Source organism: Christiangramia forsetii KT0803, assembly GCF_000060345.1.
Taxonomy (GTDB): domain Bacteria; phylum Bacteroidota; class Bacteroidia; order Flavobacteriales; family Flavobacteriaceae; genus Christiangramia; species Christiangramia forsetii.
The window spans coordinates 3,332,827-3,359,428 of record NC_008571.1 but is presented as its reverse complement, the minus strand read 5'-3'; the positions used below and the strand labels follow the sequence as shown (position 1 = coordinate 3,359,428).

Annotated in this window: 23 protein-coding genes and 1 tRNA gene; 16 read left to right on the top strand and 8 right to left on the bottom strand. The window is 37.1% G+C overall.

Annotated features, from left to right (window positions below; translation table 11 throughout):
• The first annotated feature begins 8 nt into the window (after window positions 1-8).
• The 4 genes from GFO_RS18040 to GFO_RS15045 all read left to right on the top strand — a co-directional run bounded on the left by GFO_RS18040 (window position 9) and on the right by GFO_RS15045 (window position 2,553).
• A complete protein-coding gene (locus GFO_RS18040; protein WP_011711041.1) occupies window positions 9-158 on the top strand; it encodes a DUF5989 family protein in 150 nt (49 codons plus the stop codon).
• A gap of 6 nt (window positions 159-164) precedes the next feature.
• The gene (locus tag GFO_RS15055; RefSeq protein WP_041250161.1) at window positions 165-542 is read left to right on the top strand and encodes a hypothetical protein; all 378 of its coding nucleotides are present in this window, start codon (window positions 165-167) and stop codon (window positions 540-542) included.
• Window position 543: 1 nt separating this feature from the next.
• Complete coding sequence (locus tag GFO_RS15050; RefSeq protein ID WP_011711039.1) at window positions 544-2,343, top strand: carbamoyltransferase family protein; 1,800 nt, start codon at window positions 544-546, stop codon at window positions 2,341-2,343.
• A gap of 136 nt (window positions 2,344-2,479) precedes the next feature.
• Window positions 2,480-2,553: transfer RNA gene (locus tag GFO_RS15045), tRNA-Asn, on the top strand.
• Window positions 2,554-2,720: 167 nt separating this feature from the next.
• On the opposite strand, the gene GFO_RS15040 is transcribed toward GFO_RS15045, so the two are convergent.
• Window positions 2,721-3,629: a glycerophosphodiester phosphodiesterase family protein gene (locus GFO_RS15040; protein ID WP_158308632.1), complete on the bottom strand. Its 909-nt coding sequence runs from the start codon at window positions 3,627-3,629 to the stop codon at window positions 2,721-2,723.
• A gap of 341 nt (window positions 3,630-3,970) precedes the next feature.
• On the opposite strand from GFO_RS15040, the gene GFO_RS15035 reads away from it, so the two are divergent.
• From GFO_RS15035 to pncA, 5 genes are all read left to right on the top strand, one after another.
• Window positions 3,971-5,176 (top strand): porin, encoded by a 1,206-nt coding sequence (locus GFO_RS15035; RefSeq protein ID WP_011711037.1) that lies wholly within the window; start codon window positions 3,971-3,973, stop codon window positions 5,174-5,176.
• Between the two features lie 73 nt (window positions 5,177-5,249).
• The gene (locus tag GFO_RS15030; protein WP_011711036.1) at window positions 5,250-7,493 is read left to right on the top strand and encodes an inorganic phosphate transporter; all 2,244 of its coding nucleotides are present in this window, start codon (window positions 5,250-5,252) and stop codon (window positions 7,491-7,493) included.
• A 265-nt stretch (window positions 7,494-7,758) separates the two neighbouring features.
• A complete protein-coding gene (locus tag GFO_RS15025; protein WP_011711035.1) occupies window positions 7,759-8,247 on the top strand; it encodes a hypothetical protein in 489 nt (162 codons plus the stop codon).
• A 570-nt stretch (window positions 8,248-8,817) separates the two neighbouring features.
• Window positions 8,818-10,230, top strand: coding sequence for a nicotinate phosphoribosyltransferase (locus GFO_RS15020; protein WP_011711034.1), 1,413 nt, complete (start codon window positions 8,818-8,820; stop codon window positions 10,228-10,230).
• On the top strand, window positions 10,227-10,838 hold the full coding sequence (gene pncA, locus GFO_RS15015) for a bifunctional nicotinamidase/pyrazinamidase (protein ID WP_011711033.1): 612 nt from the start codon (window positions 10,227-10,229) through the stop codon (window positions 10,836-10,838). The genes GFO_RS15020 and pncA overlap by 4 nt, the downstream gene beginning before the upstream one ends.
• Here the strand turns inward: pncA and GFO_RS15010 are convergent.
• Window positions 10,835-11,611, bottom strand: a complete 777-nt coding sequence (locus tag GFO_RS15010; RefSeq protein ID WP_011711032.1) for a THC0290_0291 family protein — start codon at window positions 11,609-11,611, stop codon at window positions 10,835-10,837. The two genes, pncA and GFO_RS15010, sit on opposite strands and share 4 nt — an antisense overlap.
• 201 nt (window positions 11,612-11,812) lie before the next feature.
• Here GFO_RS15010 and gdhA point away from each other — a divergent pair, with 201 nt between their 5' ends.
• The 7 genes from gdhA (at window position 11,813) to GFO_RS14975 (ending at window position 21,785) form a co-directional block, all read left to right on the top strand.
• Window positions 11,813-13,156, top strand: a complete 1,344-nt coding sequence (gdhA, locus tag GFO_RS15005) for an NADP-specific glutamate dehydrogenase (protein ID WP_011711031.1) — start codon at window positions 11,813-11,815, stop codon at window positions 13,154-13,156.
• Window positions 13,157-13,236: 80 nt separating this feature from the next.
• Window positions 13,237-13,956 carry a DNA repair protein RecO gene (gene recO, locus GFO_RS15000; RefSeq protein WP_011711030.1) on the top strand — a complete coding sequence of 240 codons (720 nt, stop codon included), beginning with the start codon at window positions 13,237-13,239 and terminating at the stop codon, window positions 13,954-13,956.
• Entirely contained in the window at window positions 13,957-16,356 is a 2,400-nt protein-coding gene (locus GFO_RS14995; protein WP_011711029.1) for a TonB-dependent receptor, read from the top strand.
• A gap of 286 nt (window positions 16,357-16,642) precedes the next feature.
• Entirely contained in the window at window positions 16,643-20,047 is a 3,405-nt protein-coding gene (ileS, locus tag GFO_RS14990; RefSeq protein ID WP_011711028.1) for an isoleucine--tRNA ligase, read from the top strand.
• Window positions 20,048-20,050: 3 nt separating this feature from the next.
• A complete protein-coding gene (locus tag GFO_RS14985) occupies window positions 20,051-20,434 on the top strand; it encodes a TraR/DksA family transcriptional regulator (protein WP_011711027.1) in 384 nt (127 codons plus the stop codon).
• Between the two features lie 72 nt (window positions 20,435-20,506).
• On the top strand, window positions 20,507-21,130 hold the full coding sequence (locus tag GFO_RS14980; protein ID WP_011711026.1) for a DUF4097 family beta strand repeat-containing protein: 624 nt from the start codon (window positions 20,507-20,509) through the stop codon (window positions 21,128-21,130).
• Between the two features lie 43 nt (window positions 21,131-21,173).
• Entirely contained in the window at window positions 21,174-21,785 is a 612-nt protein-coding gene (locus tag GFO_RS14975) for a lipoprotein signal peptidase (RefSeq protein WP_011711025.1), read from the top strand.
• Window positions 21,786-21,795: 10 nt separating this feature from the next.
• Here GFO_RS14975 and GFO_RS14970 read toward each other — a convergent pair whose 3' ends face one another.
• The 6 genes from GFO_RS14970 to GFO_RS14945 are packed head-to-tail and all read right to left on the bottom strand — an operon-like array spanning window position 21,796 to window position 26,587.
• Window positions 21,796-22,212: a response regulator gene (locus tag GFO_RS14970; protein WP_011711024.1), complete on the bottom strand. Its 417-nt coding sequence runs from the start codon at window positions 22,210-22,212 to the stop codon at window positions 21,796-21,798.
• 12 nt (window positions 22,213-22,224) lie between these two features.
• Entirely contained in the window at window positions 22,225-23,682 is a 1,458-nt protein-coding gene (locus GFO_RS14965) for a PAS domain-containing sensor histidine kinase (protein ID WP_011711023.1), read from the bottom strand.
• Between the two features lie 53 nt (window positions 23,683-23,735).
• Window positions 23,736-24,308, bottom strand: coding sequence for a 5-formyltetrahydrofolate cyclo-ligase (locus GFO_RS14960; RefSeq protein WP_011711022.1), 573 nt, complete (start codon window positions 24,306-24,308; stop codon window positions 23,736-23,738).
• A complete protein-coding gene (locus GFO_RS14955; protein WP_011711021.1) occupies window positions 24,295-25,290 on the bottom strand; it encodes a succinylglutamate desuccinylase/aspartoacylase family protein in 996 nt (331 codons plus the stop codon). The genes GFO_RS14960 and GFO_RS14955 overlap by 14 nt, the downstream gene beginning before the upstream one ends.
• A gap of 3 nt (window positions 25,291-25,293) precedes the next feature.
• Window positions 25,294-26,166: a 30S ribosomal protein S6--L-glutamate ligase gene (rimK, locus tag GFO_RS14950; protein WP_011711020.1), complete on the bottom strand. Its 873-nt coding sequence runs from the start codon at window positions 26,164-26,166 to the stop codon at window positions 25,294-25,296.
• Window positions 26,135-26,587, bottom strand: coding sequence for an ATP-dependent zinc protease family protein (locus tag GFO_RS14945; protein ID WP_041250159.1), 453 nt, complete (start codon window positions 26,585-26,587; stop codon window positions 26,135-26,137). Before GFO_RS14945 ends, rimK begins: the two co-directional genes overlap by 32 nt.
• Between the last annotated feature and the right edge of the window lie 15 nt (window positions 26,588-26,602).

Below are 26,602 nucleotides of genomic sequence, written 5' to 3'. Positions count from 1 at the left end.
TTGAATCTATGGAAACTTTAAAAGAGTTCTGGCTGTTTTTGCGATCCAGGAAGAAATACTGGATGATTCCCATCATGCTAATGCTCTTACTTATTAGTTTTTTTATAATACTTACTACCGGCTCTGCCCTGGCGCCATTCATTTATTCCCTTTTTTAATTGAAGATGCAGGATTTAACCAGGCGACAATATATGGAAACCGGCATTTTGCTGTCGGTTGTTCTTCTTGTTTATGGCTGGTATGGTGAAAATTGGAATTTCGGTTTAGGAGCAGCCGGGATTTTGTTAGTTTCCCTAATTCTACCAATCCTGCTCAAACCTCTGGCGATCGCATGGTTTGGCCTGGCGAAAGTTTTAAGCTTTATTACCTCTAATATCCTGCTTACGATACTATTCTTTTTACTGGTCACCCCGGTGGGTTTGTTTCGAAGAATGCTCGGGAAAGATTCTTTAAAATTGAAAAGTTTTAAAAAGTCTTCAAACTCGGTACTGGAAGATAGAAATTATACTTACCAGGCTTCTGATCTAAAAAATCCATTTTAGAATGGCTGAAATAATTCTGGGGATTTCCGCTTTTTTTCATGATAGTGCGGCGGCATTAGTGGTGGACGGAAAAATTATTGCGGCCGCGCAGGAAGAACGCTTCAGTAGAATTAAAAATGATTCAGCATTTCCATCAGCTGCTATAAAGTATGTTTTAGAAGAAGCCGGAGTACATCCGGAAGAAGTTACACAAATTGCGTTTTACGAAAAACCTCTTTTAAAATTTGAGAGACTTCTGGAAACTTATCATGCTTTTGCTCCAAATGGTTTGAGAAGCTTTCTAAAAGCAATGCCTGTCTGGCTCAAAGATAAGCTATTCTTTAGAAGAATGATAAACTCGGAACTTAAAGCCCTGGGTTTTCCCAGGTTAAAATTACTTTTTCCTGAACATCATCTTTCTCATGCTGCAAGTGCTTTTTATCCTTCCTCTTTTGAAGAAGCCGCGATTTTAACCATAGATGGTGTAGGAGAGTGGGCCAATATGACGATAGCTCGAGGCTCCGGGAATAAGATCAAAATCTTAAAAGAACAACATTTTCCACATTCGTTAGGCTTATTCTATTCTGCCATTACCTATTACCTGGGTTTTGAGGTGAATAGTGGGGAATATAAAGTGATGGGATTGGCGGCTTACGGAGATCCTGAGGCAGAGGAAACCAAAGTCTTTATAAAAAAACTTTTTGATGAAATCGTTGATCTTAGAGAGGATGGTTCTTTTCTTCTAAATATGGAATATTTTCGGTTCGCGACCCATTTAACAATGACCAATGATAAAAAATGGAGTGCGCTTTTTGGAGTATTCAGAAGGGGAAAAGAAGACAAACTCCAGCAGTTACACGCAAATCTCGCTTTTGCTGCTCAAAAAGTACTTGAAAAAATTGTTCTTAGGCTTGCCCGAACTGCACTTAATTTAACAGGTTCTAAAAATCTTGTCCTTGCTGGTGGCGTTGCGTTAAATGGCGTCGCCAATGGTAAAATAATGGAAATTGAAGGTTTAAGCGAACTTTGGATTCCGCCGGCTGCGGGAGATTCTGGGGGAGCGCTTGGTGCTGCCCTGGCTACCTGGCATATTTCATTAAATAACGAAAGAGAACCGATTTCTGAAGATGCTATGCAAGGCTCTTATCTTGGCCCAGGATATAGTAATGAACAGATCGGTTCTATGATCTCAAAATATACCGGGCTTAATTTTCGATATTTAGAGGAAACTTCGCTTCTGGAAGAGACCGCCAAAGCAATTGAAAATGGATTGATAGTGGGTTGGTTCCAGGGAAGAATGGAATTTGGACCAAGGGCTTTAGGGAACCGAAGCATTCTCGGGGATGCCAGAAATCCTGAAATGCAAAGAAAGATCAATCAAAAGATAAAATTCAGGGAGAGTTTCAGGCCTTTTGCTCCAAGTGTTTTGGAGGATGATGTTTCAGAGTACTTTGATCTTAGCAGTTGTTCTCCTTATATGCTTTTGGTAAGGGAAGTAAAAGCTGCTTATAAAAATGAGAATCTAAACAAGTCTCTTGGTTTTATGGAGAGGCTGGATGAGAAGAGATCGGCAATTCCGGCAGTGACGCACGTAGATTATACAGCGCGTATTCAAACAGTTTCAAAGAAAACGAATCTGCGATACTGGAAATTATTAAATACATTAAAAGAACGGACTGGGGACGGAATCGTGATCAATACAAGTTTCAATATTAAAGATGAGCCAATAGTCTGTTCTCCGCAGGATGCCATAGATTGTTTTTTGAAAACAGAAATGGATATGTTGGTGCTGGGGAATTATGTATTATATAAAGAAAAATAAATATTGAGATTGCTCTAATTTGTTGACTATCCGTGCGATTGGAAACCTCATAAAATTTCTTAGAAAAAAATCGAAAAAATCTTTTGACAGCATTTAAAATTTGATTTATATTTGCAACCGCTTACAAAGCAAACATTCCTCCTTAGCTCAGTTGGTTAGAGCATCTGACTGTTAATCAGAGGGTCCTTGGTTCGAGCCCAAGAGGAGGAGCAAATTAAAACCCACTTTTTCGGTGGGTTTTTTGTTGGAAGATAGTTGGGCGAGAAGTTTATCCTGAGCGAGGTCGAAGGGAGCCCAAGAGGAGGAGCAAAAAAAGCCGTTCATTTCGAACGGCTTTTTTGTTTTAAGTATCCCGTCTTAGAATAAGTTGAATTTCATTATTTTACCAGATTAGGAAAATCAGTTATAATTCCATCTACACCCAATTCTCTAAGATTTTCAATTTCTTTTATAGTATTTACGGTCCACGGAATAATTTTGATTGCCTTTTGATGACATTTTTCAATTAACTCTTTAGTAACCAGGCTAAAATGCGGGCTGTATATTTCTGGCATGAATCCAATACTTTCGATATTTTCTTCAAATGTTTTCTTTTTATTTCCGGTTAAGAAACCGACCGGAACGTTGGGGTAATTCGCTCTTACTTCCTGAATTTGTCGAACATCAAAAGACTGAATATAGAACCGCTTATCTATATTTTTATTATTTAAAACATTCATTACTAACGGCATTAAAACTTTTGGTTCTGGCTGATAATGACCGTCTTTTTCAGGATTAGATTTGATCTCAATATTATAGAATATTTTTGATAGGTTATTCTTTGAAGTATACGTTTCTACAGAATCGATTAATTCCCCTAGTAATGGAATGTAGGTATTTATACTTTGCTGCCTGGGAAAGCGATTTTGTGGCAACATTCCTAATTTAAATTTCCGAATAGAATCATAATCCATTTTATGTATAATATATTCATCATCACTGTTTTCGGCTATTTTTTCTCCGTTTGACAGTAAAACTAACTTGGGACTTAAATAGGCATCATGGGTAACCACAACTTGTTTATCTTTTGAGATCTGAATATCGAGTTCTAAAACATTTGCACCATCGTCAATTGCCCTAATCATTGATGGGATCGTATTTTCAGGGCTTAGCCCTCGCGCGCCACGATGACCTTCAATTAAAAAATCTGGGAAGTTGTTGTTTATGATTTTTTCCGGGGGAATCGACTTACAGCCCACTAATAATCCGGTAAAAAATAAGAGTAAATAGAACTTATGGAATTTCATTGTTAATGGATTAATGATCATAAGGAAAGTTAGAGAATATTTCCATCTAAATCATTCTGAATAAAATGATGTTCTATTTCAGAAAGCTTATTCTTTAATTTTAATTTAATATAGCCTTAATGATAATATTAAACTGTTGGGTTTTATTTGTGTGTTCAAAGATGCACACTTGAAATCGTTATAGTTTTTGTCGACTAGATTCATATAGTGTGTAGGGCTGTCTTCCAGACAGCCCTTTTTTTTATCTTTTTAATGATGCCATAGCCTTAACTGTTTGGAAACATTAAGTTAACATAGGTGTTGTTTCTTTGTCGCCGACAAAAACTTAATAAACGATTTCCATGAAAAATGCTATTTACGCAGTTCTTGCGTGTTTACTATTTACTCTTAACATACATTCTCAGGAAATAAGTGATACCAAATTTGGGAAGGGATTAATCAATTTTACTGCTAAAGACAGTTCTTTTAGCGTGAAATTTGCTCCCAGAATTCAATTTAGATCATTTACTTCCTGGGATTACGACGGGGAGAATTATGAAGATCTAGAACAGGCATTTCTAATAAGAAGGGCCAGATTGAAATTTGACGGTTGGGCGGTGACGCCAAAACTTAAATATAAGATTGAGTTAGGCCTATCCAATAATGATATTGGGGGAGCCAATGAATACACGGGGAATTCCCCGCGCTATATCTTAGACGCCGTTCTAAAGTGGAATTTTTATGAGAATTTTGAATTATGGGCTGGTCAAACTAAACTGCCTGGAAATGTGGAACGGGTTATTTCTTCAGGAAATCTCCAATTTATAGATCGTTCTATTCTAAATAGCCGTTTTAATTTAGATCGGGATATAGGATTACAGCTCCATCATAAAATCAACTTAGGTGAAAATTTTGTGATCAAAGAAAAATTTGCCCTTTCCCAGGGAGAAGGAAGGAATATTGTGGTCGGGAATATTGGCGGATTAAAATATACCGGAAGACTGGAGTTTTTGCCCTTTGGAGAATTTACTAAAGGTGGAGATTACTCTCAAGCAGATCTTCAACGCGAAGAAACCCCCAAATTAATGCTTGGTGCTGTATACGATTTTAACGATGATGCCGTGAGAACCAGAAGTAATCAGGGTAGTTTTATGGCTTTTGATGATGGATCACTATATATGACAGATATTTCTACTTTCTTTGTCGATGCTGTTTTTAAATATCAGGGTTTTTCTTTCATGACAGAATATGCTAATAGAGAAGCAAGTGAACCTCTTGCCATGCAACCTGGAGAAACTGATTTCGCTGAGTATGTAGTTGCCGAGGGAAATGCATTTAATATCCAGGCTGGTTATTTATTTGATAATAATTACGAGATTGCGGCTCGCTATTCGTCAAACGATTTTAATGAAGTAACCAATTTATTAGGACTGGAAGAATACACCTTGGGTGGTTCTAAGTATATTGTAGGACACAAACTAAAAGTACAGGCAGATCTAAACTACTCCAGGCAGGATGGTATGAGCAATTATATTGCTTTTAGATTTGGTTTTGATTTTCATTTTTAAAAAAGATAACAATTTGGTAACAAGAAATCCCTAATTAGATCGGATACTTGCACCGTTTTTTAAACAGAACAAAATGGAGAATATTTATTTGTTAATGTTAGTTGCATTAGTAGTTCTTGCCATCGCAGACTTGGTGGTTGGGGTTAGTAATGATGCTGTAAACTTTTTGAACTCAGCAATTGGTTCTAAAGCGATCTCATTTAAAACGATTATGATCGTTGCCAGTTTGGGTATTTTTATTGGTGCAGTATTTTCAAGCGGAATGATGGAAGTGGCCCGGAAAGGTATATTCATGCCCGGCCAGTTTTATTTTGACGAGATTATGATCATATTCATGGCGGTCATGATTACTGACATTCTTCTGCTCGATTTCTTTAATACCCTGGGGATGCCTACCTCTACTACGGTATCTATCGTATTTGAATTATTAGGGGCCGCAGTGGTAATGGCATTGATTAAGGTAAGCGCATCAGATACAGAAACTTTAGCAAACCTTTCAAATTATATAAATACTGAAAAAGCTACTGAAATAATTTCAGGTATTTTTCTTTCAGTTGTTATCGCCTTTACAATAGGTGCCATTGTACAGTGGCTTTCCAGGTTGGTGTTTTCTTTTGAATATGAGAAGAAAATCAAGAATTTTGGCGCACTATTCGGAGGTGTTTGTTTAACCGCTATTGGGTACTTTATTTTCTTTAAAGGTTTAAAAGGAACTCCTTATTACGACAGTTTTAAAGATGTACTTTCTAGCCAGGTGCTTTTAGTAGTTGGGGTAAGTTTTGTTTTCTGGACGTTATTTTCATGGTTATTCATGAAAATTTTTAAAAGAAGTATTCTCATTATAGTGATTGCTATTGGAACTTTTGGATTGGCACTTGCATTTTCAGGAAATGACCTGGTAAACTTCATTGGGGTTCCAATGGCAGCATATCACTCCTATGAAGCTTGGGCAGCATCTGGCCAGGCAGCTTCAACTTTCTCTATGGAAGTTTTAAGAACAGAAGTACCGGCAGAACCTATCCTGTTATTTATTTCAGGAGGGATTATGGTGTTGACCTTGTGGTTCTCTAAGAAAGCAAGAAGTGTTGCTGAAACAGAAATTGGCTTATCCAGGCAAGGTCATGGAACTGAAAAGTTTGATCCGAATATGCTGTCCAGAGCCGTTGTTGCAGGAAGTACCAGACTTGCTGACGGATTAAGAAATATTCTTCCTGTTGGGACGAAAAGAAGGATTAGTAAGAGCTTTGCAAAGCCTGATGAGATCCTTGTTGGGGATAAATCAGAAGAACAACCAGCTTTTGATATGATTAGAGCCTCCATTAACCTTACTGTTGCGGGTGTTCTTATCTCAATAGCGACTTCTTATAAATTACCTCTATCAACAACCTATGTAACTTTTATGGTGGCGATGGGTACTTCTTTAGCAGATAAAGCATGGGGAAGGGAAAGCGCAGTTTATAGAGTAGCCGGTGTATTAAAAGTTATTGGCGGATGGTTCTTTACGGCCTTTAGTGCATTTTCAGCAGCAGGGATCTTAACGTATATCATTTTTCTTGGAAAAGGACCTGCGATCGCAATCTTACTATTAGTGGCTATAGGCTTACTTGTAAGAAATTATATTTCTCATAAGAATAAAGCAATTGAAAAAGCTGATACTTCCGGACTTAAAAAATCTGAAAGCAAGACGGTTCAGGGGATTATTGCTGAAAGTGCAGACAATATTTCAAATGTTGTCTCAAGATCTAATAAAATATTTTCTGATGTTTTGACGGGACTTTCTAAACAAGAAAAGAAAAAACTGAAGAAAAGTAAGAAAGGTGTTGATAAACTGGAAGCTGAAATTGAAGATTTAAGAGACCATATTTTCTTTTTTATTAAAAGCCTTGATGAAACCAGTGTAAGGGGAAGTAGCTTCTACATTGCAATTCTAGGGCATCTTACAGATATAGCTCAGTCTTTAGAATATATTTCTAAAAAGAGTTATAAGCATGTAAATAATAATCATAAGCCGCTTAGATATAATCAAATAACAGATCTTAAAGAGATTGACGATACTCTCAGTGATTTATTGAGTAAAATAGATAAGATTTTTACTGAGAAGAAATTTGAAGAGATCAGTGCAATTGTAGCTTCTAAAGAAGAAATCTTGAATAATATTTCTGAAAAGATCGAAAAACAGGTTTCAAGAACAAGAACAGAGGAATCAAGTCCTAAGAATACAACCTTATATTTCAATATTTTACTTGAAACTAAAGAGTTGATGAATGCGATCATGAACTTAATGGAAGAGTATAACTCGAGTTATAAGAAAGTATAATGCTCATTTAAATGAATAGAAAAAGCCACTTTCCTCGAAAGTGGCTTTTTCTATTTATGATAAACCGTTTGTAAATCCGCTACGGAAAACCATAACAAATATTAGTCTTTAATCGTTTAAATATGGCTTTAAAAGAATTCTAACTCAAAAAATCTTAAAGTTAAGTTAGTTGTTGGTATTTACTTTTCCATAAATATAAATAGATATATTTTCGCGGCACCCCCTGAATCTATTACGATCTAGCTTGCTATATCGAAAAATAGAAATGAAATTATTGAAAAATGTATTCTCTGAATACAATTGTGCCCCAAGACAATTTAATACTCGATTTCTTATAATAAGTGTTTCTGTAGTCTTTTTCTTAAGTATAACCAGTTGTAATCCAGTGGCTTTGGTGAATCCAGATAGCTATGGGGACAAATGGGATAACACCTATTTATGGTTTAAACCAGGAGATATGAATACAATTTTTATATCAGATAGCGGTGACCCGGCTACTGCCAAGCCAATTCCAAATGATAGTGAGTTTCTTATAGAGTGGAATAAAAAGAACAAGGTTTACAATCTTAAGGTAACCTCTTATTATAAGGATATTGATTTTGCATGGTTTACAGGTTATGACGCCGATAATCCTTCCGAAGAAATCCCGTGGATCCAGAATGGAAATACTATTGAATTGCAAAGCGAAAAATTACTCGATCCAACCGATGGAGAAATGTATCAGATTTCAATTTCAGATGATTTAAAAGACTAGTCTACTAATTGGTCTTTTCGGTTATACCATTATTGTATATCAGAGTGGTCCGGTTAAAAAATTGAAGGTTGCCGTTAGGCAGGAAATAACGGACATTTGAACTGGTTTTACCATTTAGGTGCATGCTATAGGAGTCTAGGAATGTTTTTTCCTTTTCGAAAAATTAACACCAATATAAAATTCATTTTCAATTAGTTAAGATCAAGTCTAACTTCTTAAATCTATCAGCGAAGCGGTCTTACATCTTTTGTCAGACGACAATGATTGTATATCCCAATTTTGTACGGTAGTTATTTCGTCCCCCGGAATTTATTTGACTCCATCAAATCATCAATTTCCGGATCTCATGTGGCCTTATTGATTCTTAGTTTTCTGAGATTCTGAAGCAAGTTCAGAATAACGCTATTCATTGTTTTATGCTGCTTTACAGAGGTACAATATCATTAAAGTATAAAGTATATTACAAAATATGATTTGCGCTCTTTATTTCTTAAACTGAAAATTTCAAAAAGCTTAAATTTGTGTTGTTCAGCAATGAAAATAATTGCTAGCTAACCAAACTTAAACTTTATGAATAACTTCTCTGCCACCTATACAGATCAATATCAGTTGGCAATGGCTCAGGTGTATTTCAATAATGGCCATAAAGACCATATCGCAATATTCGATTACTACTTTAGAAAATTACCTTTTAATGGTGGATATGCCGTGTTTTCAGGACTAGAAGATCTTCTGGAAGTTATCTCTAAACTTAGGTTTTATGACGACGATATTGAGTTTTTACGATCACAGGGATTTAAAGATGATTTTTTAAAGTATCTGAAAGAATTTAAATTTTCTGGAAAAATTTATTCGGCTTCAGAAGGGGACATTGTTTTTCCAACGAGGCCCATATTACAAGTGGAGGCAAATATAATTGAGGCCCAGATCATTGAAACCATCCTTTTAAATTTACTGAATTTTCAAACACTTATAGCTACCAAGGCTAGTAGAATTAGATTGGTTGCGGGCGACGCCAAACTATTGGATTTTGGTCTCCGCAGGGCTCAGGCCACTGGTGGATATTTCGCCACCCGAGCAGCCATGGTAGGTGGCTTTGACGGCACTAGCAATGTGCTTGCGGCAAAAAACTTTGATATTCCGGTTTCAGGAACCATGGCGCATTCATTTATCCAGAGTTATGATGATGAATTAGAAGCATTCAGGGATTTCGCAAAGGGAAGACCTGAAGATTGTGTATTACTTGTAGATACTTACAACACTTTAAAAAGTGGAATTCCAAACGCTATAAAATTAGCCAAAGAAATGGAATCGCGCGGAGAGCAATTAATGGCCGTACGCCTTGATAGCGGTGATTTGTCATACTTTGCCAAAGAGAGCAGAAAATTACTGGATGCAGCAGGTTTAAATTACGTGAAGATCGCGGCATCTAATCAATTAGACGAATACGTAATAAAAAGTCTTTTGGAGCAACAGGCACCCATAGATATTTTTGGGGTTGGAACAAATCTGGTGACTGGTGATCCTGATGGAGCTTTGGATGGGGTTTATAAACTTGCATATTCTAATGGAAAACCACGTATTAAAATTTCAGAAAGTATTTTCAAAGTAACGCTTCCGCATAAAAAGCAGGTTTTCAGGATGAAAGATGATAATGGAAAATGTATAGGCGCAGATGCCATTGGGCTTTACCATGAAAATAGCGTAGAGGAAATGTATCATCCTTTCGAACCTTATAAATCAATGTATCTAAATAAATTTCATCAGGAGGCACTCCTTCATAAAGTGATGGAAAATGGCGAAATATTGATGAATAAAAGAAGCCTGAAAGAAATTTCAGAATATAGCCTTACCAGGCTTTCTGAATTACCCATTGAATATAAGCGTTTTAATAACCCGCATATTTATAAAATTGGGATGAGCGAGCTATTAAGAGAGGAGCGTGAGAAGCTTATAAAATCCTATAAACAAAAATTAAGATGAGAGGTCTAGTGATCATAGATGTGCAAAATGATTTTATGCCCGGTGGTGCATTAGCAGTTCCAGATGGAGATAAAATAGTGCCGATTGTTAACGATCTTCAGAAAAAATTTGATCTGGTAATTGCTACCCAGGACTGGCATCCTTCAGGGCATGCAAGTTTCGCATCATCATATGAGAATTCAAAAGAATTTGAAATAATTAAGCTCGATGGATTAGATCAGGTGTTATGGCCAGAACATTGTATCCAGAATACCAAAGGAGCAAATTTCCATCCAGATCTTGATACCTCAAAGATCGAGGCGATTTTTAGAAAAGGCACCAATAAAAAGATCGACAGCTATAGCGGTTTCTATGATAATGCACATCTAAAATCTACCGGTCTTGCAGGCTATTTAAAAGAGAAAGGCGTAACCGAACTTTATTTTGTAGGCCTTGCAGCGGAGTATTGTGTTTACTTTTCAATTAAAGATGCATTATTAGAAGGTTTCGAGGCAATTTTAATTGAAGACGGTACAAGGGCCTTGAGGGATGGCGATTTTGAAAAGATTAAAGTCGATATTTTAAGGAAAGGTGGTAAGATTATAGACGCTAAGGAAGTAAATTTTTAGAAGTCAAGATAGTATATATACCCAATATTAAACCACAGCACGAAGTCATTAAATTTATTCTGAGGTCCCTGAACATCTAATCCTTCAAGTTTATCGGTATCATAATAGATAGCTCTGGCTTCTATTTGCAGGTCATTAAATCTACCCAGTCTGTAACGAAGACCTGCACTACCAAGTATTGCAAAAGTATTACCATCCTCTAAAAACAAACCATCTTCAAAAGTGGGGAATAATACTTTTGGACTATCTAAAGGGCCTAGTTCAGAAAAGGCGCTTGGCTTATAATGCACGTAGTGAACGCCAAGACTTATATAGGGAGCAAATAAGACTGCAAAATCCCGGGCTTCCCTTATTCCGAAAAGATGGTATTCTAAAGATGTTCCGGCTTCAATTACCTGGGTTTTCCCGTGCATGGCACGCAATTGTCTTCCACTTTCAGTATTTTTCTGGGCTATGGGGCCATAATGATCTAGTTTAGATTGTAAATAATCGATCTCATTACGTATTCTAAAATGTTTGGTGAACCATAATTTTGTAGGTCGGCAACTACATTCACCCTTGAAAGCGAAATTTATATAATGTACCAGTCCAACTCCAAAACCTTCATTTTCAAGGTTGTTGCGTAAGTTATAGCGTTCACCGTAGTCTGTGAAAAAACCGGCGGGTCCAGTAATAATACCCAATTCGTTTGAGATACTTAACTGTCCAAAAGCTTTCCCCGACCACAGCGAGAGAACCAAAATTAAAACAAAGATTGCCCTGGTATTAATCATTAGAGTTGGCTTGCAGTGATAGCAAATATAGTAAAACTACTTTAACAAAAATTTAAATGATCTTAGTATAACTAGGGCTTTGGATATAAAAGTTAATTTTATATCAAATTCTAGAATGAAACTTTTAATCATTAAAGAATATTTATATTTGTCTCACAAATTGGACATAAAATTTATAATTTAATAATAGCGCCAGTCATTATGGAAGAAAACATCAAAAATTTCCTGGAAAAGGTGTCAACCAGAAACCAGAATGAACCAGAATTTATGCAAGCGGTTCATGAGGTAGCAGAAACGGTAATTCCTTTTATAGAAAAAAATAAAAAATATCAGAATAAAATGCTTCTCGAGCGAATGGTAGAACCTGAGCGAGTGGTAATGTTTAGAATTCCCTGGTTAGATGATAGTGGCGATATACAAGTAAACCGTGGTTTCCGTATTCAAATGAATTCGGCAATTGGACCATATAAAGGAGGTTTACGTTTTCATCCTTCTGTAAACCTTAGTATTCTTAAATTCCTTGCCTTTGAGCAGGTTTTTAAGAATAGCCTTACTACCCTGCCAATGGGCGGAGGTAAAGGAGGTTCAGATTTTGATCCTAAAGGAAAATCTGATAATGAAGTAATGAAGTTTTGCCAGAGTTTTATGACAGAGCTTCAAAGACATATAGGAGCAGATTGTGATGTTCCTGCTGGAGATATAGGTGTTGGTGGCCGTGAAATAGGCTTTTTGTTTGGTCAGTACAAAAGAATCCAGAATGAGTTTACCGGTATCTTAACCGGAAAAGGGCGTTCATATGGTGGTTCTTTAATTAGACCGGAAGCAACTGGTTATGGAAATGTTTATTTCGCCCAAAACATGCTAAAGACCAAAGGTGAAAAACTAGAGGGAAAAACTATAGTGATCTCAGGAGCTGGAAACGTAGCTCAGTATGCTGCGGAAAAAGCAACAGAATTAGGAGCTAAAGTAGTGACTATGTCAGATTCCGGAGGATTTATTTATGACGCAGATGGAATTGATACTGAAAAGCTTCAGTTCATCATGGAATTAAAGAATGAGAGAAGAGGAAGAATCAGCGAATACGTTGATAAATATTCTTCAGCTGAGTATCATGAAGGTGAAACTCCATGGGGAATCAAGTGTGATGTAGCACTTCCTTGTGCCACTCAAAATGAGCTGGAAGGAGAAGATGCAAAGACATTGGTAAAGAACGGATGTATATGTGTTGGTGAAGGGGCAAATATGCCTTGTACGCCAGAAGCTATTGAAGTATTCTCAAAAGAAAAAATACTTTTCTCTCCAGGAAAAGCATCGAATGCCGGAGGGGTTGCAACTTCAGGTCTGGAGATGTCCCAAAACTCGATGAGATATAGCTGGACTTCAGAAGAAGTAGATAAAAAACTTCACGAGATCATGAATGATATTCATGAGGCATGTGTAGAATATGGAACTACAGAAGGTGGTTTTGTAGATTACGTGAAAGGTGCAAATATTGCCGGTTTCGTAAAAGTGGCTGATGCAATGCTTGCTCAGGGTGTTGTTTAAACCTCACTAACTTCTTATAAATATTAAAGAGCCGCTTGAAAAAGCGGCTCTTTTTATAAATTCACGGCAAATATTTTAGAATGCTTATCCACACAAAGGCCATCATAATTAGTGCTTTAAAATATGGGGAAGCCGATCTTATAGTGAAAGCGTACACGCTATCTGATGGACTTTGCACCTATATGCTCAAAGGTGTTCTAAAATCCCGGAAAGGAAAATTTAAGGCCTCCATGTTTCAAAGCTTAACCCAATTGGAAATTGTAGCGAATCATCGGGGTGGCGGTAAGATGGAGTACTTAAAAGAAGCTAAAGTAACCGGGAACTATCAAAGCCTGCATACACACCCTATAAAGCTTGCGATGGTAATGTTTCTTGCTGAAATGTTGCGAAATGCCATCCGTGAAGAAGAAAGCAATGAACCCCTGTTTCATTATCTGGAATATAGTTTTCAATTTCTGGACAGTACCGATAAAATTGCCAATTTTCATCTTTTGTTTCTTTTGAACCTTACCAGATATTTAGGCTTTCAGCCCGAAATGGGAATAAAAGACCTGCCTGTTTTTAATTTACTGGATGGTATTTTTCAGGATTTCTCTTCAAACGATTATTGTATAGAAGGTAAAAATGTAGATTTGCTGAAAAGCTTTTTAGGTACTGATTTTGATGCCTTACAATACATAAAGATGAATCAAACCTCCAGGAATGATTTTTTAAGTATGCTTTTGCTGTATTATGAATTGCATATTGAAGGCTTTCGGAAGCCAAAATCACTTAGTGTATTAAATGAAATTTTCGGTTAAATGCGATTAGGATTACTAGCACTCTTTTTATTATTTTTTTCGGTCACTTTTGCTCAGGAGATCACTGTATTAGATGAAAGCACGGGCGAACCCGTTTCTGAAGTTGCTATTTATAATAAAGATAAGTCGATTTCCGCAGTTACTAATGGGGTTGGGAAAGCTAACATTAGTGATTTTACAGATACCGAAGTGATCATCTTTAAATCGATGTCTTACGTAGAAGCTTACCGTAGAAAGAGAGAGATTTTAAATAATAGCAATATTGTGTTGCTTCAATCAATAGAAAATCAGCTAGATCAGGTTACTTTATCTGTTGCTCGTTTTAAGCTGAAGAAAGACGAAATTCCTCAAAAGATAATAAGTATCTCCCCTTCAGAAATTCAAATGGCAAGTCCCCAAACTTCCGCAGATCTTTTAGAGAGTACTGGCCAGGTGTATATGCAAAAAAGTCAAATGGGTGGAGGAAGTCCTATGATTCGTGGTTTTGCCACCAATCGGCTTCTTCTAACGGTGGATGGTGTGCGAATGAATTCTGCGATTTTCAGAAGTGGGAATCTTCAGAATGTAATTTCAGTAGATCCCATGATGGTAGAAAGTGCTGAAGTTATTCTAGGTCCGGGATCTGTAGTTTATGGAAGTGATGCCATAGGCGGAGTCATCAATTTTTATACCCTAAAGCCGAAATTTAGCTTTAATGAAGGGACATCTTTTTCAGGAAATATCTATACCCGCTTTTCTACGGCAAATAACGAAAATACGGTACATGCAGACCTGAATATCGGCAGGGAAAACTGGGCTTTTAGAACCGGGATCACTTACTCAGATTTTGGAGATTTGCGAATGGGCGAGCACGGGCCCGATGATTACTTGAGAAGGGAATATGCAGAAAGACAGAACGGGGTGGATGTTATGGTGCCAAATGCAGATCCTTTGGTTCAGAAACCCACGGGCTATGACCAACTAAACCTGCTTCAAAAAATTAAATATATGCCTTCAAAAGATTGGGATATAAATTTGGGGCTAATTTATTCTGAAACTTCAGATTTTCCTCGATTTGACAGGCTTTATAGAAAAAGGGATGGGGTGCTGCGTGCTGCAGAATGGTATTACGGGCCGCAAACCTGGTTTTTAGGAAATGTAAATGTGAATCATAGAAGTAACTCAATTTTATATGATAAGATGCAATTTACAGCAGCCTACCAGTTTTTTGGGGAAAGCAGGAATGATAGAGATTTTGGAGAGCTAATATTGTTTAATACCGAAGAAAATGTGGATGCTTATTCGGCGAACCTGGATTTTGAAAAAGATTTTTCAACAAGTAAATTATTTTATGGTTTTGAATATGTCTTAAATAATATCAATTCTGAAGGAAGTTTTAGGAATATTGAAACTTCAGAAACCGGAGTAACCGCCAGTAGATATCCGGATGCTTCACAATGGCAATCTATGGCTGTGTATTCCAGTTATCAATGGAAATTGAACGAGGATCTTTCCCTGCAATCTGGAATTAGATATAATCATATTTTAGTAGATGCAGCTTTTGACGATCGTTTTTACGATTTTCCTTTTGAAAGAGCAGATATAAGTACCGGAGCTTTAACAGGAAGTCTTGGTTTGAACTGGCGACAAAATAGTTTTGTAGGCTGGAGATTAGGACTTTCTACTGCTTTTAGAGCACCGAATATAGATGATGTCGGGAAGATTTTTGATTCTGAACCGGGCTCGGTAGTGGTTCCAAATCCAGATTTAAAATCGGAATATGCCTATAATGCAGAGTTGGGTGCCGACTTTAATTTTTCTGATGATATTAGATTGGGGCTTAATGGTTATTATACCTATTTAGATAATGCCATGGTGCGTCGTGATTTTAATCTGGATGGAGTAACGGAAATTGATTATCAAGGCGAGCCAAGCAGTGTGCAGGCTATTCAGAATGTGGCAAATGCCTACGTATATGGAGTAGAAGCAGGACTGGAAGTAGATTTTTCTGTCGCGTTAAGGCTGAAATCTCAATTTAGTTATACCCATGGGGAGGAAAACGAAGGTGATGAGTATGTCCCGTTAAGACACGCTGCTCCTATGTTTGGTAATACTCATTTAATCTGGAACAAAAGAAAATTAAGGCTGGATCTATTTGCTGAATATAATGGTGAGTTTGAATTCAACGATCTTGCACCGGGTGAGCAGGATAAGCCTTATCTATATGCGCTGGATGCAAATGGAAACCCGTATTCTCCAGCATGGTACACCTTGAATTTAACCGGACAGTATAAAATGAATGCTAACTGGCTGGCCACAGTTTCCGTAGAAAATATTACAGATCAGCGTTACCGCACTTATTCATCGGGAATCGCCGCAGCAGGGCGAAATTTAATTATAGCCCTTTCTTATACTTTTTAACGGTCACTGCGAGGGAGGGAAGCGACTGAAGCAGTTGTCATTCCGACCGTAGGGAGGAATCTTTAATATGTCACTGCGAGCGCAGCGAAGCAGTCTCCAAATTACCTCTGGATTTCTAAATGGCTTTGTCCATTTATTCAAAATCATACGCATATCTTTATAAAACATTTAATCTTCAGCTTTTTAAGTTTTCCTTAAGAATTTCTACACCTGCATTTTACCATAGATTAATAACTTCTTTTCTTAAAAATCCTTATTTTCGCACATCATTTGAAAAAAGCAGAAAATGAGCAAAAAGTTCCCTGAATACAAAGGTCTGGACCTGCCTAAGGTGGCAGAAGAAATCCTCAATTATTGGGAAGAAAATGATATTTTCGAAAAGAGCGTGTCTACCCGTGAAGGGAAGGAGCCTTTCATATTTTTTGAAGGTCCACCTTCAGCAAATGGTTTACCGGGAATTCACCATGTGATGGCACGTGCTATTAAAGATATTTTTTGCCGGTACAAAACTCAAAAAGGTTTCCAGGTAAAGCGTAAGGCCGGATGGGATACTCACGGTCTTCCTGTGGAGTTGGGAGTAGAGAAAGAGCTTGGAATTACCAAAGAGGATATAGGGACTAAAATAAGCATTGAAAAGTATAACGAAGCCTGTAAGAATGCGGTGATGCGTTATACTGATGTTTGGAACGATCTTACTAAGAAGATGGGCTACTGGGTAGATATGGAAGATCCATATGTCACCTACAAGTCAAAATATATGGAAACAGTATGGTGGCTGCTTTCCGAGATCTATAATAAGGATCTTATTTACAAAGGCTACACTATTCAGCCTTATTCACCAAAAGCCGGAACCGGATTAAGTTCTCATGAGTTGAATCAACCGGGGACTTATCAGGATGTGACCGATACTACGGTTACCGCTATGTTTAAAGCGAAGGAGGAAACACTGCCGGAGTTTTTAAAGAATACTGAAAATTTATTTTTTATTGCTTGGACTACTACTCCATGGACACTACCTTCGAACACAGCCCTAACAGTTGGACCAAAAATTCAATATGTAAGTGTAAAAACTTATAACCAATATACCTTCGAGCCAATTACCATTATTGTGGCGAAGGAGCTTGCTGAAAAGCAGTTTGACAAAAAATTCAAAAAAGTTTCGTCAGATGAGGATTTGAAATCTTATTCAGAAGGAGACAAGAAAATTCCTTATTTCATTTCCGAAGAAAGTTTTTCAGGTAAAGATCTTGTTGGGATCAAATATGAGCAATTACTGCCATATGCCCAGCCTAACGACAATCCCGAAAATGCCTTCAGAATAATTTCAGGGGATTTTGTAACTATAGAAGATGGTACCGGGATTGTACACACTTCACCTACATTTGGTGCAGATGATGCCCTGGTGGCTAAACAGGCGACTCCTGAAGTTCCACCGTTGCTTGTTAAAGATCAAAATGGAAATCTGGTTCCGCTTGTAGATCTTCAGGGAAAATTTAGACCAGAAATGGGAGAATTGGCCGGGAAGTATGTAAAGAATGAATATTATGACGAAGGTCAGGCTCCGGAAAAATCTGTGGATGTTGAGCTGGCGATCAAGTTAAAAGAAGAGAATAGGGCATTTAAAGTAGAAAAGTATGTTCACAGCTACCCAAATTGCTGGAGAACAGATAAACCAATATTATATTATCCTCTTGATTCCTGGTTTATAAAAGTGACTGAATTCAAAGACAGAATGCATGAGCTTAACCAGACGATCAACTGGAAACCTAAATCTACCGGAGAAGGACGTTTTGGAAACTGGCTTGCTAATGCCAATGACTGGAACTTAAGCCGTAGTAGATATTGGGGAATTCCGCTTCCTATCTGGAGAACCGAGGATGGAACCGAAGTGAAGGTTATGGGCTCCATAGCTCAACTCAAGGAAGAAATGGCGAAAGCTGTAGAAGCCGGAGTTCTGGAAAAGGATATTTTCGAAGGTTTTGAGCCCGGAGATATGAGTGAAGAGAACTACGATAAAGTAGATCTTCACAAGAATGTTGTAGATACGATTACACTGGTTTCTGATTCTGGTAAACCCATGAAACGTGAAGCAGACCTTATAGATGTGTGGTTTGATTCTGGTTCTATGCCTTATTCACAATGGCATTATCCCTTCGAGAATAAAGAAAAAGTAGAAGATAAATGGCGTAAAGCCGATTTTATTGCTGAAGGCGTAGATCAAACCCGTGGTTGGTTTTATACCCTTCATGCGATCGCAACCATGATCTTTGACGATGTTGCCTATAAAAATGTGGTTTCTAACGGTCTTGTGTTAGATAAGAACGGGCAGAAAATGTCCAAGCGATTAGGAAATGCGGCAGATCCTTTTGAAACTATTTCGGTTTATGGACCTGATGCCACCCGTTGGTACATGATTGCCAATGCCAATCCGTGGGATAATCTAAAATTCGATATCGAAGGGATAGGAGAAGTTCAGCGTAAATTCTTCGGAACCTTATATAACACATATTCATTCTTTATCCTTTATGCGAACATCGATGAATTCAGTTATGCTGAAGATGATGTTGCTTTAGAAAAAAGACCTGAAATAGACCGATGGATACTTTCAGAATTGCATACGCTTATTGAAAGAGTAGATAAATTCTACGCAGATTATGAACCAACAAAGGCGACCCGGGCAATTTCAGAATTTGTTCAGGAGAACTTGAGTAACTGGTTTGTGAGGTTAAGCAGAAGAAGATTTTGGAAAGGCGATTATGAGCAGGATAAGATTTCAGCTTATCAAACCCTGTATACCTGTCTGGAAACTGTGGCAAAGCTTGGGGCTCCCGTAGCGCCGTTCTTTATGGATAGACTCTTTAAAGATCTAAACGTGGTAACAGGTAAAGACAAGTCAGAATCTGTTCATATTGCTGATTTTCCGGCTTATGAACCAGGATTTGTTGATAAATCTTTAGAGCGTAAAATGGAAAAGGCGCAAACGATCTCTTCTTTAGTTTTATCTCTACGGAAGAAGGAAATGATAAAAGTTCGTCAACCGCTCCAAAGAGTAATGATACCAGTACTTGATGAAGCTCAAAAGAAAGAGATCGAGGCAGTTGAAGACTTAATAAAATCTGAAGTAAACGTAAAGGATATTGAGCTAATTGATGATGCTTCTGGTCTTTTGGTAAAACAGATAAAGCCTAATTTTAGAGTTCTTGGCCCAAGATTTGGCAAGTATATAAAACTGATTATCAGTAAGATAAATAATTTTAGCGCTGAAGATATTTCAAAAATTGAAAGTGAAGGGGAGATTGCAGTAGAAATTAACGAAAAAATGGTTAATTTGTCTTTAGATGAAGTTGAGATAAGTTCACAGGATATTGAAGGATGGTTAGTTGCCAGTAGTGGCAGCTTAACAGTAGCCCTGGACGTTAGTATTAGTCCGGAGTTGAAGAAGGAAGGTGTTGCCAGGGAGTTGGTAAACAGGATCCAGAACCTCCGAAAGGATTCAGGCTACGAAGTGACTGATACGATTGATGTAACCCTACAAAAGGACGGTATTATCGAGGATGCCGTTAACGATAATATAAGTTATATTAAGAACGAAACATTAACTGCAACTCTCGAATTTGCAGAGGTGGTAAATGATGGTGCTGAGGTTGAATTTGATGATGTTGCCACTAAATTGTTTATAAAAAAACATTAAACCATGTCTACAGAAGTAAAAGAACGTCACAGCGACGCCGATTTGGCAGAGTTTAAGGCTCTAATTAAAAGTAAGATTGAGAAGGCTCAGCAGCAACTTGAGAATTATCAAAATGCTTACAAGAACGACGGTAATAATGGTACCGATGACACTTCTCCAACCTTTAAAGCGTTTGAAGAAGGAAGTGAAACTATGAGTAAAGAAGCAAATTCTCAATTAGCGATCCGCCAGGAGAAATTCATAAGAGATCTTAAGAATGCTTTGATGCGTATTGAGAATAAGACTTATGGTATTTGTAGAGTTACTGGAAAGCTAATCGCAAAAGAGAGATTGTTGCTGGTTCCTCATGCGACTCTTAGTATCGAAGCAAAGAATATGCAACGTTAGTAACACAGATTTTAAATTATAAAACGTCCATCTTCTAAATGATTTTGGACGTTTTTTTGTTTGAAGAATTTAATGAAGAAGAGATTTTTAATAGTACTATGTACTTTAATGATTGGCGCACTTAGCTTCGCCCAAAGGGATACGCGCGAAATTATTGATGCGCAAAGTATTAAAAGTATTCAGATTAATACCAATGAGGTCTATCTCCTTAATATTTCTACTTCGAAAAATTCTGAGATTAGGATAAAGACCCATTCTGAAGGGGAGTATTATGATGACATTATTCTTGAGTCTTTAATAAATGGTGAAGAATTAGTCATTACCACTAAGTACCCGGAAAAATTAACCGGTGGATTCGACAAATTAAGTGCTCACAAGATTTTTTCGCTGGAAATCGAAATGGAAATTCCGGAGGGATTAGCCGTTTCAATTCAATCTAATATTGCTTCTTTACAGGGAAAAGGTAATTTTAAATCTATATATGCCAGTCTAAAACAAGGTTATTGCAAACTGCTGGATTTTTCAGGAACTGCTGTTATCAATACGTATTCCGGTAATATTTTAGTGGAAACTTCATCGGGGCTCATTGAGGCAGATTCAAGAAATGGAGATGTCCAAATCCCAGGTTTTATGCCCGGCCGAAATCCAATAAGGCTTACAAGTATAGACGGTGATATTAAGGTGCGTAAAAAATAAATAATATTAGTATTTTTGACCCGTTTTCAATTAAAATACATACATGTCCCTTAAAAAAGCCGGATTCTTCATTATACTGATACTTCTTATAGATCAGATCTCTAAACTATATATCAAAACTCATTTTGCTCTTGGAGACGAAGTAGAGGTTTTTGACTGGTTCAGTATACTTTTTGTTGAAAATGAAGGTATGGCCTGGGGTACAAAGATTCCCGGAGAATATGGAAAGCTTGCCTTAACACTTTTCCGTCTCGCTGCTATTGTTGGAATAGGTTACTGGCTATGGGATGCCGTTAGAAATAATGGATCTAAAATTCTAATTTTCTCTATTGCTTTAATTTTTGCCGGCGCTTTCGGGAATATCATAGATTCGGTTTTCTACGGAATTATCTTTGATGATAGCTACGGCCATGTAGCAAGCTTTTTACCGGAAGCCGGAGGATATAGTTCTCTTTTCCATGGAAAGGTAGTAGATATGCTTTATTTCCCTTTATGGAAAGGGTATTTGCCTGAGTGGATCCCTATCTGGGGTGGCGAATACTTTACTTTTTTTGAACCTGTATTTAATATAGCAGATTCTGCCATAAGTGTGGGTGTTGCCATGCTTTTGGTATTCAATAAAAGAGCGTTTCCTAAGGAGGATAAAGCTGAATAAAATAGCTTAATCAGGCAGCGGTTTTCGCAAAAATTTTCTCGAATTTTTTCAATTCAATTGGCTTGATAAGATAGTCTGTTACAAGATTAATAGACTTTGCTCTTTCCAGATCACGGGGATCTATAGAAGAACTTACCACATATAAAGTGATTTTCTTATTTAAACCGTTTTTGATCTTAATAAATTCATTTAAGAATTCCCAACCATCCATCACCGGCATATTTAAGTCAAGGAAAATAATGTCTGGAAGTTTGTCTTCATCAGTAGTATTTTCCATAATATCCTTGAAATAATCCAAGGCTTCTTTGCCGTTCTTATAAATGAGTAAGTTTTCTGAAAGATTTTTTATCTCAATTATTTTCTTCACTAAATTAACGTATATCTTATCATCATCGATGATACACGCCAGTTCTACTTTTTGCCCCATAATAAATAGAATCTAGAATTTGATTTTAAAAGTAGTCCCAATATCCAGGGTACTACTTACAGATATTGTCCCCCCAAGGGCTTCTACCTGGTTTTTTGTTATAAATAAGCCAATTCCTTTTGCCTCGGGATTGCTTTGGTGGAATGTTTTATACATACCAAACATTTTATCACCATATTCGTCGAGGTCAATTCCCATTCCGTTGTCGCTAACTTCTAAATATTCTTTATCGTTCTCGACGTAAGTCTGTATAAAAATGACTGGTTTACGCCCCGGTTGTTTATACCGGATTGCATTCGTTATTAAATTTAGTAAAATACTTTCAAGATATTCAGGGATATAGCGAATTTCTTTTAAATCTTGAAATTCAGCGACGATTTTTGCATTTTCTCGATTAATGAGTGAAGAAATAGATGCAAGAACGATCTCTAAAGCTTCTTCGAATTTAATATTCACTCGCTCTTTGCGTAAAGAGGTTTGAATACTAACTATATCATTTAATCTTGAAATTGCAGAATCCAGGTTTCCGGCAACGTCTTCAACATTAGCCAGAAGATCCAGTTTATCCCTATCTGTTTTAGATTCTCTTAGTAGTTCAACTATGAGGCTAAGGTTGCTACTATGAGATCTTAAATGATGGGACACTATATGCGCAAAATTGAAAAGTCTTGAATTTTGGGTGGCAATGATATCTAAAGAATTCTGCAAATTGAGTTCATTGCTCTTATTCTCATCAATATTTTGAAGTACACCGCGAATACCAATCACTTCCTGCTCATTATTATAAACAGGTTTTCCTGTGAGTCTCACCCAGAATTCTCTATTCTGAAACGAAACCATTTTAAGTTCCAGTTTAAAAGGGATACCAAAATTTTCACATTTATCGAAAGCATTACGCATCCTGTTATGATGCTCCTGAGCATAGAAATTCATACGATTTTCATATGCCGGTTGAAAATCACGCGGGCAGTCTATAATCTTTTTAGAAACATCGTCCCAGTAAATATTCTTGTTCACGGTGTCAACATACCAGCCTCCTGTAGAGGTCATCTCGGCAGTTTCACGATAGTAAAAGAAATTTTCTTCAATGGTATATTGATCTCTTTTACTTTGATGAATATTTACAAATAGAAGAACCGCTGTTTCTTTGAACTCACTGGCCGTCTTACTTTTCTGGTTTTTACATTCAAACCACCGGTATTTACCATTGTCAAGCTTTAGTTTAATTTCAAAACTGAAAGGCTCCTCTTCTTTGATCAGCTTTTCAAAATGTATTCGAAAATCATAACGGTAATCGGAATGTAGAATATGATTGATAAAGAACTCAAATCTATCTTCTTCAATTTCAGGTTTTCCAACCAGAACATTGAAATGCTCAGACCATGATATCTCTTTGGAAAATAGATTAATTTTCCAGTAGGCAATATCAAAATCCTGCAAAATACTGTTTAACTGTAGGTCGTTAAGCATTAAAGTGATTTGGTACGGTTAAAAATAACGTATAAACTCTATCATTACAAAAATTATTTAAGGTTGAGTTTATATACCTTATCTGGTGTTACACAATAGTTTAACGGAATGTCGCTGCTAAAGATCTCTTTGATTTCTTCTACGGGTTCAAAAAATGACAGTCCAATCTTAACAATGTCGGGCTTGCAGCTTGCTAGAAATCGGTCATAAAAGCCTTTTCCGTAGCCCACTCTGTGTCCTTGTTTATCAAAAGCGAGTAAGGGGATAAAAACCACATCGAGCATTTCTGATTTGATCTCAATTCCATCCTGTGGCTCCGGGATATTCCATCGATTCTTTTTGATTACGGTTTGATCTGTCAACAGGATGTTGGTTAATTCTCCTGTTTCCGCATTTGATCTTGGAATGATTACCTCCTTGTCTTTTCCCTGTAAAATATGGAGTAAATATTCAGTGCTAACCTCTTTTTGTTCGGCAATACTTAAAAATATATGATAATATCTATAATCCCAGACCGGTAATTCAAGGGCCTTATTCGCAATTTCAAGGCTTAATTTTTCAATTTCAGCATCATCCAATTGCAACCTATGCTCTTTATATTTTTTTCTGAGGTCATCCTTGTTCATGGTCCTCTGTTTTTGGCTGCATAGAAATATGGAAAATGGCATCGCCCTGGTACACAATTGGAGATTCGTTCACATTGATTACATAGCCTTCGCTATTAGATTTGATCTTATGTCTAAATTTTCCGTAAGGATCTGTAATAGTTGCAATATATTCACCTTTTTCAACATGTTTTCCGCAAAGGATCTTCACATGTAATAATCCGCTATACTTTGCTCTCAGCCAGGAACTACTTCCTATGAGGACGGTTTCCTTTTTAACATCAGGATACTCAAATTTTGTGTTGAGCATATCAAGATGGCTTAGAATTCTCATAGCACCCTCAACACCATGCCTGGCTACATCTTTATTGCTATCCTGAGATTTACCTCCTTCAAATAACAGGACAGGAATTCCCAATTTTGAACAGGTCTCTCTATAAGATTTGGTAATGGTCTTGGAGTGAATGGTAAATGGTGCGTTAAATATACGGGCATATTTAATACTTTGTTCATCTCCCTTTTTCACCCTTATTTGCGGTGCATTAAATCTGGCTGCGCCACCGGTGTGAAAATCCAGACAAAAATCAGCTATGGGTAATATCTTTTTTACAAATTGATAAGCAAATCTACTGGCTAAAGAACCATTTTGGGTTCCAGGAAAAACCCTGTTAAGATCTCTTCCGTCTGGAAATTCCCTGGCCATATTTAAAAAGCCAAAAATATTTACGATAGGAATACATATAATAGTTCCAATTCTTGGTTTATTGACTCCTTTTGAAATGATTTGTCTTACAATTTCAACTCCATTGATCTCGTCTCCATGAATCCCTGCAGTAAGAAGCACTACCGGTCCTGGTTTTTTAGAACGTTCAATAATTACCGGAACTTCTACCGAAGTGGTGGTATAAAGCTTGGCCATATTAAAATTGATGGTTGTACCAATACCCGGTAATACTTTCTGGTCTAAAATTTCAAGAACATTGTTTTTGTCTATGCGAGGCATATACTATACGTTTCTTTCAATATATCTAATGATAGTTTTGGCAATATCTTTTCCGGTTGCTTCTTCAATTCCCTCTAGTCCCGGAGAGCTATTTACTTCAAGGATCAACGGTCCACGGCTACTTTGCAGCATATCTACCCCGGCAACGCCAAGAGCCATTGCTTTTGCAGCTTTTATCGCGGCGTTCTCCTCTTCATCGGTAAGTGTTATTACCGAAGCCGAACCGCCTCTGTGTAGGTTAGATCTAAATTCACCATCTTTACCCTGTCTTTTCATAGCACCAACAACCTGGCCGTCTACTACAAAAGCCCGAATATCGGCACCGCCGGCTTCTTTTATGAATTCCTGAACGATCACCCTGGCCTGTAAACCGTTAAATGCTTCAATTACAGACTCTGCAGCATTTTTAGTTTCAGCAAGTACAACCCCAAGCCCCTGAGTTCCTTCAAGAAGCTTAATAATTACCGGTGCTCCACCAACATGTTCCAGTATTTCTGAAACATCTTTAGAATAGTTGGTAAATACAGTTTTAGGTAAACCAAGCCTGGCTCTTGAAAGTATTTGAAGACTTCTCAATTTATCACGGCTTCTAACCAGTGCCTGAGATTCAGTAGTAGTAAAAGTGCCCATCATCTCAAATTGCCTTACCACAGCAGTACCAAAAAACGTAACCGAAGCTCCAATCCTTGGGATAATAGCATCTGTTTCTTCAAGAAAATGATTCTTATAATAGATAGTAGGCTTCCTTTTTTCGATGATAAGATCACATTTTATGGGATCTATCACTTCAACTTCATGATTTCTCTTTTTCGCCGCCTCTACTAACCTACTGGTTGAATATAGTCTAGGGTTTCTGGATAGTATTCTTATCTTCATCTAACTTGTGATTAAAAGACACCTCTAAAAGTTCAGTGTCTACAATAAATTTTTTGGTTAAAAACTTTCTCCCGATCAAAACCGGATACCTCATCTCCTGTCTGTCTGAAAGGGAAAGTGAGATCTTAAATATCTTATTGAATAATTTGATATTGGACTGGACCATATATCTTTTTTGAATAATCCCATTGCTGCTGCGTACAAATACAATGTCATAATTTTCAAATACAAACTCCTTTTTATTGTAAAGCGGATGTTCATCATCCAGGAAAGTACAATGCAATGCATCCTCTTTTTCTACGATATTTTCGCAATGAATTGAAGAGGTGTAAGCCCCGGTATCGATCTTTATGGCAATATCGTTAAGACGTAAAGCAGGAAAGTCTGCTTTATCTACTCTGCCAATCACGATTTTCTCCATATTGCAATATACTAA